We start from the raw sequence: 13439 nt of genomic DNA, 5'->3' as shown, positions 1-13439 counted from the left end.
GCTCCGCCGGCAGCGGCGATGAACCCACGGACAGGCGGCCCGCCCCCGTTCACCCCACGGCGGCGGCGACCGCCTCCTCGATCGCCGTGGCGTCCGGTGCGTCCGCCGCCCAGGCCACGTATCCGTCGGGGCGCACCAGGACGGTCGTACGACGGCCGCTCGCCCAGCACTCCACGGTCAGCCGGTCCTTGCGGGTGCCCGGGTCCTCGTACGCCTGGGGGTCCGGGGTGATCAGGACGAAGCGGCCGCCGCGCAGGGCCTCGTGAAGGCGGCCGCCCGCCAGGGCGACGTCGGGGACGCGGGTGCCGGTGAGGCGGTGGGCGCCGCGGAGGGCGGGGTACCGGTAGCCGATGCCGGAGATCTGGCCCAGGGCCTTGCGCCGGGCGGGACCGACCGTGTTGCCGACGGCGGAGACGAGGGCGCGGACGGCGCGCAGTGCCGGGCTCTGCGCGCGGGCCAGCCGGACGAGTCCGCCGCTGCTGCGCAGCACCGCCTTGCCGACCGGGTGCCGCTCGGTCTCGTACGTGTCGAGGAGCCCGTCCGGCGCCCACCCCTGCACGGCCGCGGCGAGCTTCCAGCTCAGGTTGGCCGCGTCCTGGAGGCCGGTGTTCATCCCCTGGCCGCCGGCCGGGGAGTGGATGTGCGCGGCGTCGCCGGCGAGGAAGACCCGGCCGACCCGGTAGCGCGGCGCCTGGCGTTCGTCGCTGTGGAAGCGGGAGAGCCAGCGGGCGTCGTGCATGCCGTAGTCGGAGCCCAGGGCGCGGCGGGCGACGTCCTTGACCTCGTCGAGGTCGATCGGGACGTCGTCGGCGACCTCGTGGTGACGGTCCCAGCCCATGACCCGGTACCAGCCGTCGCCGAAGGAGGCGATCATCGCGAAGCAGTCGCCCGCGCCGTTGACGGTGAGCACGTCCTCGGGCCGCTCGGCGAGCCGGACGTCGGCGAGGAACAGCGACTTGATGACGGAGACCCCGGGGAAGTCCAGGCCGATCTCCCGGCGTACGGCGCTGTGGTGTCCGTCGGCGCCGACGACGTAGGCCGCGCGACGGACGGCGACCGTCCCGTCCGCGCCCCGCACCTCCAGCTCCACCCCGTCGGCGTCCTGGCGCAGCCCCACGACCTCGCTCTCGTAGGCGAAGTCGACCCCGGCCTCCCTCGCCCGCCGCTCCAGCAGCCGCTCGACCTCGTACTGCGGGGTGATGAGCATGAACGGGAAGCGGGACTCCAGCGTGGTCAGGTCGAGCGTGAGGCGGTCGAAGGCGCGCAGGCCGGTGATGGTGTCGCCGGTGGCGAGCAGTTGGTCGGCGAGTCCCCGGGCGTCGAGCTGCTCCAGGGTGCGGGCGTGTACACCGAAGGCGCGGGAGAGGTTGCTGATGTCGTGGGAGCGCTTTTCGAGGAGGGTGACGGGGACACCCGCGGTGGCGAGGTCACCGGCGAGGAGCAGGCCGGTGGGGCCGGAGCCGACGATGATCACGGTGCGGTGGGTGGCGGTGCCGTTCATGGTGGCCTCCTGTTGCCAACGATTGTTTGCCTACGCTTGTTGGCCTTCGCTTGTCGACGAAGCTAGCGAGAAGCCCGAAGCGCGTCAACAGTTGTAGGCAAACACTTGTTGGCAAACGGACGTTGACCTACGCTCGTAGGCATGAACGGCAGCAACAGCGACACCACGACCACGCCTCCCAGCCCGGGCGCCGGGCCCGGCTCAGGCGCCCCCCGCCGCTCCGACGCCACCCGCGGCGCGATCCTCACCGCGGCCCGCGAACGCTTCGCCGCCGACGGCTACGAGCGGGCCACCATCCGCGCGATCGCCAAGGACGCGGGCATCGATCCGTCCATGGTGATGCGCTACTACGGCAACAAGGAGGGCCTCTTCGCGGCGGCGGTCGCCATCGACCTGCGACTGCCGGACGTGGGCGCGCTGCCCCGCGAGGACGTCGGCCGGGCTCTCGTCACGCACTTCCTGGCCACCTGGGAGGAGAACGAGGTGCTCACGGCCCTGCTGCGGGTCGGCGCGACGAACGCGGCCGGGGCCGAGCGGATGCAGGGCGTCTTCCGGGACCAGTTGCTGCCGGTCGCCGAGCGGGCGTGCCCGGACCCCCAGCAGGTCCCGGCGCGGGCCGCGCTCGTGTCGTCACAGCTGCTGGGCCTCGCGCTGACCCGCTATGTGCTGCGGATCCCGTCCGCGGTGGCGCTGGCACCCGAGGAGATCGTGGCGTGGCTGGCGCCGACGGTGCAGCGGTATCTGACCGCGCCGAGCCCCTGAGCCGACCGCGCGGGAGAACACACCGAGGGCGCCGGCCTCGCCCACGTACGGCTTGCTGCGCGTACGTGCGGCGGGGTCGGCGCCCTCGGGGAACGTGCGGTGAGCGGTCCGGCCGTGGTGGCGGCCGCCGGCTCGGTCAGGCTCCGGCCTTCGCCTTCACGGGAACCTTGGTCTTCACCTTCGGCTCACGGTCCGTGGACTTGTCCAGGACCATCACCAGACCGGTGATGATCGCGAAGATCGCGAGCGGGGCCACGACGTAGAGACCCAGCGTCTCCATGACGCTCAGGCCCGGACCGGGGTCGTCGCCGTCGTCGCGGGTGACTGCGAGCGCGGGAGACGTCATGAGCAGCATCATCAGCGTCGTACCGGCAGCCAGGGCACCGGCGCGCAGGGCGTTCTTCTTGTCCACGATCCCAAAAGTATCGAATGCCTTGTGGCCCCGCGCGCCCGGGGTGCCATACGTAGGCGATGAGAGGGGGACCGGACGGATCCGCCCGTCCCCCGTCTCAGCCCGGCCCGACCGTGCGCGGCCCGCGCAGCACCTCCACCAGAGCGTGCAGGCGCGGCGAGCCCGCCAGCCCCTCCAGCGTCACCGGCCTTCCCTCCGCGTCCGCGATCGGCAGGCGCCAGTTCGGGTACTGGTCCCACGTGCCCGGCAGGTTCTGGGGCCGTCGGTCGCCCACCGCGTCCGGCAGCCACACCCCCACCAGCCTCGCCGGCGTACGCAGCAGGAACCGGTGCACGGCCTGGATCTCGGCCTCCTCCGTCGATGTGCTGTGGCCGCCGCCGGTGCCGTGCAGCAGGCCCAGCCGCGCCAGTACCTCCAGCCACTCCCCGGTGTCCGCCGCCGCCTCCGTCCGTTCCTCCGCCAGCTCCCGGGTCAGCAGGCCCAGCCGGTAGCGGAGTTCGACGTGTTCGCCCGTCAGACGGGCCGCGGTGGAGGGCAGGTCGTGGGTGGTCGCGGTGGCGAGGCAGTCGGCGCGCCAGCGTTCCGGCGGCAGGGGCCGGCCGTCGCCCTCCCAGTCCCGCTCGAACCAGAGCACCGAGGTACCGAGCACCCCGCGCTCGCGCAGCGTCTCGCGCACCCCGGGCTCCACCGTGCCCAGGTCCTCGCCGATCACCATCGCCCCGGCGCGCGAGGCCTCCAGGACCAGGACCGCGAGCATGGCCTCGGCGTCGTAGCGGATGTAGGTGCCCTCGGTCGGCGGGTGCCCCTGCGGGACCCACCAGAGGCGGAACAAACCCATCACATGGTCGATGCGCAGGGCGCCGGCGTAGCGGAAGAGGGCTTTGAGCAGGCGTCGGTAGGGGGCGTAGCCCGATGCGGCCAGGCGGTCCGGGCGCCACGGCGGCAGCCCCCAGTCCTGCCCGCGCGCGTTGAAGGCGTCCGGCGGTGCGCCGACCGACATCCCGACCGCGAAGTAGTCCTGCTGCGCCCAGGCGTCGGCGCCCCCGGGGTGTACGCCCACCGCCAGATCGTGGATGATCCCGACCGGCATCCCGGCCTCCCGTGCCGCCCGCTGCGAGGCGACGAGCTGGGCGTCGGTGAGCCAGGCGAGCCGGCAGTGGAAGTCGACGCGGTCCATCAACTCGGCGCGGGCGCGGGCCGTCTCGGGCGAGCGGGGGTCCTGCAGTCCGGCCGGCCACCGGCTCCAGTCCGAGCCGTGCACCTCCGCCAGCGCACACCACGTCGCGTGGTCCTCCAGGGCCTCGCCCTCCTCGGCGAGGAAGTCGACGTACGCGGCCCGCCGGCCGGGGCCGAGCGGCACCTCGCGCACCAGCTCCAGCGCCTCCCGCTTGAGCTCCCACACGGCGTCCCGGTCGATCAACGCGCCCTTGTCCAGCACCGCTTCACGCAGCCGCCCGGCCCGTTCGGCGAGCGAGCGCACCGCCTCGCGGTCGGTGACATGGGCGTACTCGGGCACGTCCTCGACGCGCAGATGCACCGGGTCCGGGAAGCGCCGCGAGGAGGGCCGGTACGGCGAGGGGTCGGTGGGGGCGCCGGGCACCGCCGCGTGCAACGGGTTGACCTGCACGAACCCGGCGCCGAGCGCCCGCCCGGCCCAGGCGGTCAGTTCGGTGAGGTCGCCGAGGTCGCCCATGCCCCAGGAGCGCCGGGAGAGCAGGGAGTAGAGCTGGACGAGGAGTCCGTACGAGCGTCCGGTGGCCGTGGGGAGCCGGGCGGGGGCGACGACCAGGTGGGACTCGGCCACCCGGCCGTCGGGCGCCGTGGCGGTCAACCGGTGGATGCCGGGCGGGAGTTGGTCGGCGGCGGCGCGAGTCTCGCCCTGCTCGGTCTCGATCCGCAGCCGAGTGCCCCTGGGCAGGTTCCCGAGGGACGCGGGCGGGCTGCCGCTCCAGCAGACCACCGTCGGCGGCAGCAGCCGGTCGCGCAGCTCACGCTCGCGGGCGGCCAGCGCGGCCGCGGGGCGGCCGGTGTCGACGCCGAGGGCGGCCAGGGCGAGGGTGACGGCGGTGGCCGAGGCGGCGACCGTACGGCCCGGCGACGGGCTGTAGGAAGTGGCGACGCCGTGCAGCTCGGCGAGGCGGGACAGGTCCTCGGAAGGCGGCTCGGCCGACCCCTGCGCCACCATCTACGGCCTCGCGGGGTCCGGCTCGAAGACCGCGGACTCGCTGGTCAGGTGTGCGGCTTCGGCGAGCGGCGGCTCGCTGGTGAGGGGCTCCGCGTCGGGCAGCGGTGCCTCACTGGTCAGCGGGATCTCGGCGCAGGCGCCCTCCGCGCTGAACACGCAGAAGTGCGGCTCGGTTTCGAGGAAGGGCGGCTGCGCCACGGGTTTGGAGCGGGGGTGTGCGGGAGCGACCACGAGGGGCCTCCTTGTCGAGTACGGCGACCTTGCGGGTTATCGCAGCCCTACCCAGTGGGCGCCGTGGCAGACGTACGAATGGCTACAACGTGCATCTCCTCACATTCTGTTGCGTCCGTCCCGATCCCGCCGCGGCAGCTGCCGCACGTTTCCGGGCGCCTCTTGAACTCCGCTCGATTCACCGGTTCGGCAACCGGTCGGGAATCTCTTTTCTGCCGCCCACCGGCCGATGAGATCTTGCTAGTCTGGCGCCCATGCAGATAGGCGTGAATGTTCCCAACTTCGGACCCGGAACAAATCCGGATAACCTCGCCCGTTGGGCCAAAACCGTGGAGGGCCTCGGTTTCGACCTGCTGATGGTTTCCGACCACGTGGCGATCACCCCGGATGTCGCGCGGCAATATCCGGCACCATTTTACGAACCTGTCACAACACTCGCCTGGCTGGCCGGAATCACCACCCGGGTGAAACTGGGTACAACCGTTCTCATCGCCCCGTACCGGCACCCCCTGCTGGTCGCCCGCATGGCGGCCAACCTGCAACAACTCAGCGGCGGGCGGCTGATCCTGGGGGTCGGCGTGGGCTGGGCCAAGGAGGAGTTCGAGGCGCTCGGCGTCCCCTTCGAACGGCGTGGCGCACTCACCGACGAACTCCTGCGGACCCTTCGTACGGCATGGGAAAACGACGCCGACTACGGCTGCGGGCAGATTCCGATCTGGATCGGCGGAAACAGCGACGCCGCAATTCGCCGAGCCGTGCGCCTGGGCACACCGTGGCATCCCCTGCGGTTCACGATGCCCTGGTTCGAGGAGGCGCTGGAGCGACTGAAGGGCATTTCCGCCGAGCTTGATCGACCCGTCCCGGATTTGGCACCGCGTATCTATCTCCGGATCACGGAAAAACCGATCGACCACCCCGATCGTCGTGCCGGAGAGGGCACCCTCGAGCAGATTCTCGAGGACATCGAGCGGCTGCGCCTCGCCGGCGCCCAGACGCTGCTGCTCGACCCCTACCACGGTGATCCGGACGAGACGCTGCGCCCCGAGGTGGCGTGGCAGGCGCTGGCCACCGTGGCCGCGCACCGTGTCTAACCGACCCATCCCCACGACAGACGGAGTGACAGTGACCCTCGACACCCACGGCCTGCCCGAGAACGACACCGACCGCGCCACCACCGTCGGCGAGGCCGAACTGCCCTATCTGCGCCGCTGTGTGGAACTGGCGGCCGAGGCGGTGGACGCCGGCGACTGGCCGTTCGGATCCGTGCTGGTCGGCGCGGACGGCACGATCCTCGCCGAGGAGCGCAACCGCGAGACCACCACGGGCGACCCGACCGCGCACCCGGAGTTCGAGCTGGCCCGCTGGGCGGCGACCCGGCTGAGCCCCGAGGAGCGGGCCGCGGCGACCGTGTACACCTCGGGCGAGCACTGCCCGATGTGCGCGGCCGCGCACGGCTGGGCAGGATTGGGCCGCATCGTGTACGCGAGCTCGTCCCAGCAGGCCCGGGACTGGAAGGCGGAGTGGGGCGTGGCCGTCACCTCGCCGCTTGCTCCGCTCACCGTCCAGGACGTGGTGCCCGGCCTCGAGGTGGTCGGCCCCGTTCCCGAATTCGCCGAGCAGGTACGGGAGTTGCAGTGGCGCTTCCGCAACCCGGACAGCCCGGCGAGCTGACGAGGGCATGGCCTACGGCCGGGGCCCGGGGGCGGATTCCGCCGCCGGGCCCCGGCCGTTCCCACAGATCCGCGAGTCCGCGGGTCCCCGGGTCAGCACATGAACTGGTCGTACTTCGCCATGTGCTCCTGGAGCTCCTCGAGGCTGGGGTTGCGGCCGTTGGCCGTCAGGCGCCCGAGACCCCGGAAGTAGTCCTCGCGGTCGTAGATCGGGTAGAACATGATCAGCAGGGTGGCGTCCTCGCTGCCCCGGTTGGTGAAGCCGTGCGGCTCCCCCTTGGGGACGTAGGCGAACGCGCCCGGCTCACCCACGACCTTCTCGTCCCCGATGGTGAACTCGATCTCGCCCTTCACCACGTAGAACATCTCGGTGGACTCTTTGTGGATGTGCGGGGCGGCGCCCTTCGCCTCCGGGGCCATGTGGTGCTCGAAGAAGCCGAACTCACCGTTGGACATGGGAGTGGTGAGCTTGAGGTACGTCCTCTTCGTGTCCCGGATGTCGACGTACTCGCCGCCGCCTGCGGGGACATAGAGCGGAACAGACATGATTCTCCTTGGTTGTGCCTGATCAGGTCGTGATCAGCGGGTGGTGATCAGAGGAACGCCCGGATGACGGGCTGGACTTGGTGGTTACGTGGCCGCAGCCGGCTCCGGCTCCGGCCGCGGCCTGCTGTCCGCCTGTGCCTGCGCCCACCGGCCGATGACCGGGGCCGCGAATCCACAGACGGCGAACAGTGCGGCCAGCACGACCCAGCCCGTGGTGCCGGTCGTGACGACCACGCTGACCAGGACCGGCGCCGCGATCTGCTGAATGGCCACGCCGAGCCAGAAGACCGACAGATAGACGCCTTCCTGGCCGGGCTTCGCGAGCAGATAGGAACCGCCCCAGCCGCCGGCGGACTGGAACAGCTCGCCGCCGGTCAGCGCGATCATGGCCAGCAGCAGCACCCCGACGGCCAGGACGACCGGCAGCTTCGGTGCCGCGACGAGCAGCAGACAGCACAGCGCGAGGGAGATACCGGCCCGCACCAGGGCGCGGGACGCGCCGGCGATGGTCTCCGTGTCCCGGCTGGCCCGCACCTGGAGGGCGACCGCGAGCACGGTGTTGACCGCCACCAGGGGGGCGATCATCGCGGACGAGACCTCGGTGTGTCCGACGATCCACAGCGGGATGCCGATGCTCAACAGGGTCATGTGCATGGTGAGCACGGCGTTGATCCCGGTGAACGACAGGAACGATCCGTCGCGCAGCACGCTCATCGAGAACCGGCGGCGCAGGCTCTTCGCCGGCGCGCTGAGCACCGGCAGCCGGGCGGCCAGAGTCGCGAGCACGGCGAACGAGACGGCGTTGAGCAGCAGGATCGCGGCGTATCCCGCCCGGTTGTCGATGAGCAGCCCGATCCCGCCGAGCAGGGCGCCGACGGTGAAGCCGACATTGCGCAGGGCCCGCAGGACCGCGACCACCCTGACCCGGTCCTCGGCCTCCGTCGCCTGGCCGACCAGGGCCTGTTCCATCGGTGCCGCCGCCTTGTCGACCAGGCCGAGCAGACACACCACGGTGAGGAACTGCCACAGATTCTGGACGAAGGGGTACACCACGAAGCAGGCGCACCGCCACAGGCTCACCCCGACCAGGACCTTCTTCGGACCGATCCGGTCGGCGAGGATGCCGATCGGGATCGCCGTGGCCAGGGCGATGGCGGCGGACAGGGTCAGGCCCAGGCCCAGCTTGCCCTCCGACAGGCCGACGGACCTGGTGATGAAGGGCACCGAGACGGCCAGGAAGGCGCCGGTGCCGACGGCGTCGATCATCGCCATCACGGCCAGCCGCAGGCCGACCGAGCCGCCGGGGACGGACCCCCGCCAGCCTCGGACGCGCTGCCACAGATCAGACATGTTCCGTCCTCACTCGGTCGTGATGCGGACGGCGGCGTCCGCGTCGAGTACGCGCCGGAGCGTGCTGTCGGCGTCCGGCCCGGTGGCGATGACATGCCCGGCGCGGTCCCAGGAGGACGCCCACGGCCGGACCTCGTCGCCCGCCGCGACGTCCACCTCCACGACCCGGACGCCGGGCAGTTCCTGTGCCTCGGCCACGCCGGAGACCTCCGTCACGGTGCCGGGCCCGGCGGCCAGGAATCGGATGGCCGAGGTCTGCTCAGCCGACCGGGGCAGCGTGACCGGACGGCCGGCGAGCAGGTCGATCAGGGTCAGCCTGATCCGGGTGCCGTAGGCCAGGTCGTTGAGGTCGATCAGATAGTCGCCGGGGCAGCGGCCGGCGCATTCGACCAGCGTCGGACCGGAGTCGGTGAGAATCCACTCGGCGTGCAGGATGCCGGTCCGGTAGCCGGTGGCGTCGACCAGGGCCCGCATGGCCGCGCCGAACGCGTTCTGGGTGTCCTCGTCCAGCGGGGCGGGCAGCAGATGACCGAGTTCCACCGGGTACGGCCCGGGGATCACGGTCTTGGCCGTGACGTTCTGGAAGATGATCTCGCCCTGCCGCACCAGCGCCTCGACGCTGAACTCGGGCCCCTGAAGGCGTTCCTCGGCGAGGAACCGCCACGCCAGCTCCCGGTCGGGCACCTGCTCGTACTCGGCCGCGGACGAGGTCCGCTCCCATGCGCGCGCCGCCGAGGCCGCGTCGACCGAGTCCAGCAGCTGCACGCCGACGCTCGCCTGCCGGTTCGCCGGCTTGACCACCACCGGACCGTCACCGGCGAAGTCGAGGATGTCCTCGGGCCCGAACACCTCGCGCCAGCGCGGATTGCGCACGCCGGCGGCACCGGTGACCTCGCGCAGCCGGACCTTGTCCCGCAGCGCCTGCGCGGCCGCTTCGGTCGCGCCCGGCAGCCCGAGCTTCTCGGCCAGCGCGGCCGTCGCCGGGACCGCGTACTCCAGGCCCGGGACGACCGCGGCCACGGGGCGTACGGCCGTCAGTTCGGCCGCCAGGTCGAGGGCCTCGGTCGACTGCTGGTAGCTCGCCGGCACGATGCGGTCCAGGCAGTCGAAGCGGGCCGCCGCGTCCGACAGTTCCCGCTTGCGGATGATGTCGGGTTCCTCGATCACCACGACGGACCCGCTGGGGACGCTCGCGTCGATCGCGCGCAGGTAGGCCGCGTTGTAGCCGACGAACACCACCTGCGCGTCGGGGGCGGGGGTGGTCATGGGGACCTCCGGGTTACTGGTTCGGACCACTGCATGGCCGCTGCCTTTCTGGGGTGGGGGGAGTCGTGACCGACGGCACTCATACGGCCGCCCCGAGCGCTCCGGCGTGGTCCGCTCGTACGGGCGTGCCGTCGATGACGACCTCGAGAGCGGCGAGCACCTCGGCGCACCGCCGGCGGGCCTCGCCGGGCGAGGCGCCGGAGACGATGACGTGTCCGTGCCGGCTCTTGGAGTCGCGGACCTCCGTCACGGTGTCGCCGGGGTGCAGCTTGAGGCTCAGCTCGTCGACGTAGTCGAGTCCGGCGGCCTTCTCCAGACCGCGGATCTCGTCGACGTGGCCCGGTGGGAAGGCGAAGAACCGGACGACCGCCGTCGCGGTCGCCTCCGCGGGCCCGGCCGGGGTGCCCGCCAGGCTCGCGAAGATCGCCTGTTCGATGTCGAGGCCGGTGGCCAGCTGGATGAGGCGTGGGATCCGGTCCCCGCCGAGCCGGGCCTGCGACTCGACGATGCGGGGGCCGGCCTCGGTCCAGATCACCTCGGTGTGCGCGGGTCCGAACCGGTACCCGCACGCGGTGAGCAGTTCGGTCGTCAGGTCCTCGACGGCCTGCCGGCGCTCCGGGGGCAGGGGCGCCGGATGGACGTGCCCCGCCTCCACGAACAGCGGCGGCGCGCCGAGCAGTTTCTCGGTGATCCCGACGATCCGGTGCTCGCCGTCCCGGCTCAGTGTCTCCACGCTGTACTCGGGACCGCGCAGATACTCCTCGACCAGGAACGGACCGTCGTAGTCGTACTGCTCGACGAGTGCCGTCCAGACCGCGAGGTCCGTCTCCTCCTGCCACAGGAACACGCCCCGGCTGCCGGCCAGTGCGGTCGGCTTGACCACGGCCGGGCGGCCGATGCGGCGGACCGCGTCCGGTACCCCGCCCCGGGTCGCCACCGCCTCGAAGGACACCGGGGACAGTCCGCGTTCGGCGAGCAGGTCCCGCATGGCGTGCTTGTCGGTGAGGAACCGGACGGCCTCGGCCGGGTTGACCTCGATGCGCAGTTCCTCGGCCACCTCGTAGGCGGCGGCCATCGTCTCCTCGCGGCCGATGTGGTAGATCACCGAGGCGCGGTGCTCCTTCGCCGCCTCGCGGATGGTGCGGCGCAGCAGTGCCTCGTCCCGGAAGTCGGCCGTGACGAACACGTCCGCCAGGGCGCGTACGTCGTCCAGGTACTCGGGCGACTCCAGCCGCGGGTCCCAGATCGCGCCGACCCAGAACCCCTCGTCCTGTGCCTTGCGGACGAACTGGCGGTACGGCATCACCATCAGCAGGCGGGGCCGGACGTCCACGGGCGCCGTCACCGGGTGCCCCCGGCCGCCTGCTCCTCGGCGACGCGGCTGAGCAGGCTCAGATAGCGCTCGCCGGTGTCGGGGAGCAGGGTCACGATGCGCTTGCCCCGGTTCTCGGGACGGGCGGCCACCACACCACAGGCGTGGACGACCGCGCCGGAGGAGACCCCGACGGTGAGGCCGGCCTGCATGGCGAGCCGCCGGGTGGTGTCGAGGGCGTCGGCGTCGGCGACCGCGATCACCTCGTCGATGAGTTCGCGTTCCGTGGTGGGTGCGATGAAGCCGCCGTTGAAGCCGGGGATGGTGTGCGTGCCGGGCTCGCCGCCGGACAGCAGCGGCGAGCCGGCCGGCTCGACGGCCACGATCCGTACGTCGGGGTTGCGCTCCAGCAGGTAGCGTCCCGCGCCGCTGAGCGTGCCGCCCGTGCCCACTCCGCAGACGAAGACGTCGATACGGCCCTCGGCGTCGGCCCAGATCTCGGGGCCGGTCGACTCGTAGTGCGCCCGGGTGTTGTCGGGGTTGTCGTGCTGGCAGCAGAACCAGGAGCCGGGGGTCTCGTGGTGGAGTTCCTCGGCCTTGTCGACGGCCGCCTGGTAGCCACCGGTGTGCGGGGTGCGCACCACCTCGGCGCCGAGCGACTGGAGCATGGCGACGCGCTCCTGGGTCGCGTTGTCGGGCAGCACGATGACGCAGCGGTAGCCGCGGGCGGCGGCGAGGGCGGCCAGCGAGATGCCGGTGTTGCCGGAGGTCGCCTCGATCACGGTGCCGTTGCCGGGGGTGAGCAGTCCGCGCTCCTCGGCGCCGCGCAGCATCGACAGCGCGGCCCGGTCCTTGCTGCTGGACCAGGGGTTGAACAGCTCCAGCTTCGCCAGGACCTCGGTCTCGGCCGGGACCCCGGCCAGGACGCGGTCCACGGGGAGCCGGAGCAGCGGGGTGCGGCCGATCAGGTCGACGAGGGAGTCGGCGACCGGGCGGGCGGTGACCGGCTCGGTCCGGATGTCGATCTCCTTGACGGCGGCCTCGGCGGTCCGCGCCGCGAGCTGGGCGGTCTCGGCGATCACGAGGACATGGCCGGCGCGGTCGCCGTTGCGGCGCGGCTCGCGCAGCACGGCGCCGGGCTTCGGCTTGACGATGACCTCCTCCACGCCGGGCAGCGCGGCGGCGCGTTCCTGGCCGGAGACCGACACCACCCGGCCCGGCCGCGCGATCAGGTAGCGGATGGCGGCGCCGGCGACGGGGTGCTCGGGCACGACCTGGGCCGGCAGCGGCTGACCGAGGTACTGCCGGGCCACCAGCTCCAGGGACTTGATGCCGAGGGCGCGGTCGGCCAGGTAGGTGATCTTGCCGCCGGCGGGCCGGGGGTTGATCTCGATGAGCTTGGGCCCCGACTCCGTGACCTTGATCTCGACGTGGGCCATGCCCAGGTCGAACCCGCAGGCGCGCAGCGACTCCACGGCCAGGTCGCCGATGGCACCCACCAGCTTGTCGGGCAGGCTGGAGGGGAAGCTGTGGGCCAGTTCGACGAAGTAGCCCTGGCCGATGACCGACTTGTCGGTGACGCCGAGGACCTCGTACCGGTCGCCGTCGGCGAGCACCTCGACGCTGACCTCGGGGCCGGTCAGGTACTCCTCGACCATCAGCTCGTGGTAGCGGCTCTGGCCGCGGGTGTTCTCCACGCGGGAGCGGATCAGCTCGACGTGTTCGGCGGCCTGTTCCGCGGTCTCCACCAGCCGGACGTCGGCGCTGGAGGTCTCGTCGGCCGGCTTGACCACACAGGGCAGGCCGATCTCGGCCGCGGCGGTCGCCGCCTCGGCGGGGGTCTGCACGGTGCGGAACGCCGGTATCGCGACGCCGAGTTCGGCGCAGCGCCGGCGCATCAGCGCCTTGTTGCGGGACGTGGCGACGCCGTCGACGCTGACGGTGGGGAGCCCGAGGAGGACGGCGACCTCGGCGGCCACGACCACGTCGTACTCGGCCAGGGTCAGGAACGCGTCGAAGGGGTGCTCGGCACCGGCCTGGTGCACGTGCGGCAGGAGTTCCTCGAGGATGTTCGTCTCGCAGTGGACGATCTCGTCGACGTACTTCTCGAAGTAGGCCGGACCGCCCGGCACTTCGAGGTAGCGGTCCAGGTCGCGGGTGAAGAACGTGACCCGGCAGTCGAGTTCCTTGATGATCTGCAGGCC

Annotated in this window: 12 protein-coding genes and 1 pseudogene; 3 read left to right on the top strand and 10 right to left on the bottom strand. The window is 72.1% G+C overall.

Features of this window, described 5'->3' with window-relative positions; all coding sequences use genetic code 11:
- Window positions 1-49: 49 nt before the first annotated feature.
- The gene (locus QF037_RS30215; protein ID WP_307030565.1) at window positions 50-1501 is read right to left on the bottom strand and encodes an FAD-dependent monooxygenase; all 1452 of its coding nucleotides are present in this window, start codon (window positions 1499-1501) and stop codon (window positions 50-52) included.
- Between the two features lie 141 nt (window positions 1502-1642).
- Between QF037_RS30215 and QF037_RS30210 the strand changes: the two genes are divergently transcribed.
- The gene (locus QF037_RS30210) at window positions 1643-2263 is read left to right on the top strand and encodes a TetR/AcrR family transcriptional regulator (RefSeq protein WP_307030563.1); all 621 of its coding nucleotides are present in this window, start codon (window positions 1643-1645) and stop codon (window positions 2261-2263) included.
- Window positions 2264-2399: 136 nt separating this feature from the next.
- On the opposite strand, the gene QF037_RS30205 is transcribed toward QF037_RS30210, so the two are convergent.
- From QF037_RS30205 to QF037_RS30195, 3 genes are all read right to left on the bottom strand, one after another.
- Window positions 2400-2675 carry a hypothetical protein gene (locus tag QF037_RS30205; RefSeq protein WP_307030561.1) on the bottom strand — a complete coding sequence of 92 codons (276 nt, stop codon included), beginning with the start codon at window positions 2673-2675 and terminating at the stop codon, window positions 2400-2402.
- Between the two features lie 97 nt (window positions 2676-2772).
- Entirely contained in the window at window positions 2773-4860 is a 2088-nt protein-coding gene (gene malQ, locus QF037_RS30200) for a 4-alpha-glucanotransferase (protein WP_307030559.1), read from the bottom strand.
- Window positions 4861-5058, bottom strand: coding sequence for a hypothetical protein (locus QF037_RS30195; RefSeq protein ID WP_307037450.1), 198 nt, complete (start codon window positions 5056-5058; stop codon window positions 4861-4863).
- A 287-nt stretch (window positions 5059-5345) separates the two neighbouring features.
- Between QF037_RS30195 and QF037_RS30190 the strand changes: the two genes are divergently transcribed.
- Both QF037_RS30190 and QF037_RS30185 read left to right on the top strand, forming a co-directional pair.
- Window positions 5346-6182, top strand: coding sequence for an LLM class flavin-dependent oxidoreductase (locus tag QF037_RS30190; protein WP_307030557.1), 837 nt, complete (start codon window positions 5346-5348; stop codon window positions 6180-6182).
- 31 nt (window positions 6183-6213) lie between these two features.
- A complete protein-coding gene (locus QF037_RS30185) occupies window positions 6214-6762 on the top strand; it encodes a nucleoside deaminase (RefSeq protein WP_307030555.1) in 549 nt (182 codons plus the stop codon).
- A 92-nt stretch (window positions 6763-6854) separates the two neighbouring features.
- Here QF037_RS30185 and QF037_RS30180 read toward each other — a convergent pair whose 3' ends face one another.
- The 6 genes and pseudogenes from QF037_RS30180 to QF037_RS30155 all read right to left on the bottom strand — a co-directional run.
- Window positions 6855-7307, bottom strand: a complete 453-nt coding sequence (locus tag QF037_RS30180; protein ID WP_266826971.1) for a cupin domain-containing protein — start codon at window positions 7305-7307, stop codon at window positions 6855-6857.
- An 84-nt stretch (window positions 7308-7391) separates the two neighbouring features.
- Window positions 7392-8657: an MFS transporter gene (locus QF037_RS30175; RefSeq protein WP_307030553.1), complete on the bottom strand. Its 1266-nt coding sequence runs from the start codon at window positions 8655-8657 to the stop codon at window positions 7392-7394.
- Window positions 8658-8666: 9 nt separating this feature from the next.
- The gene (locus QF037_RS30170) at window positions 8667-9923 is read right to left on the bottom strand and encodes an ATP-grasp domain-containing protein (protein WP_307030551.1); all 1257 of its coding nucleotides are present in this window, start codon (window positions 9921-9923) and stop codon (window positions 8667-8669) included.
- 79 nt (window positions 9924-10002) lie between these two features.
- Window positions 10003-11268, bottom strand: coding sequence for an ATP-grasp domain-containing protein (locus QF037_RS30165; protein ID WP_307030549.1), 1266 nt, complete (start codon window positions 11266-11268; stop codon window positions 10003-10005).
- Window positions 11265-12506 (bottom strand): cysteine synthase, encoded by a 1242-nt coding sequence (locus tag QF037_RS30160; protein ID WP_373463976.1) that lies wholly within the window; start codon window positions 12504-12506, stop codon window positions 11265-11267. Before QF037_RS30160 ends, QF037_RS30165 begins: the two co-directional genes overlap by 4 nt.
- Before the next feature lie 9 nt (window positions 12507-12515).
- Window positions 12516-13133 (bottom strand): annotated as a pseudogene (locus QF037_RS30155) (ATP-grasp domain-containing protein); the annotation flags it as partial.
- Between the last annotated feature and the right edge of the window lie 306 nt (window positions 13134-13439).

The organism is Streptomyces canus (assembly GCF_030815415.1).
Taxonomy (GTDB): domain Bacteria; phylum Actinomycetota; class Actinomycetes; order Streptomycetales; family Streptomycetaceae; genus Streptomyces; species Streptomyces canus_F.
The sequence above is the reverse complement of the archived record's forward strand: the minus strand, read 5'-3'. Positions and strand labels throughout refer to the sequence as shown.

Coding starts and splice junctions, on each gene's coding strand:
- QF037_RS30180 (WP_266826971.1), bottom strand. CDS start 7,307: ATGTCTGTTCCGCTCTATGTCCCCGCAGGCGGCGGCGAGTACGTCGAC.
- QF037_RS30175 (WP_307030553.1), bottom strand. CDS start 8,657: ATGTCTGATCTGTGGCAGCGCGTCCGAGGCTGGCGGGGGTCCGTCCCC.
- malQ (WP_307030559.1), bottom strand. CDS start 4,860: ATGGTGGCGCAGGGGTCGGCCGAGCCGCCTTCCGAGGACCTGTCCCGC.
- QF037_RS30170 (WP_307030551.1), bottom strand. CDS start 9,923: ATGACCACCCCCGCCCCCGACGCGCAGGTGGTGTTCGTCGGCTACAAC.
- QF037_RS30215 (WP_307030565.1), bottom strand. CDS start 1,501: ATGAACGGCACCGCCACCCACCGCACCGTGATCATCGTCGGCTCCGGC.
- QF037_RS30210 (WP_307030563.1), top strand. CDS start 1,643: ATGAACGGCAGCAACAGCGACACCACGACCACGCCTCCCAGCCCGGGC.
- QF037_RS30190 (WP_307030557.1), top strand. CDS start 5,346: ATGCAGATAGGCGTGAATGTTCCCAACTTCGGACCCGGAACAAATCCG.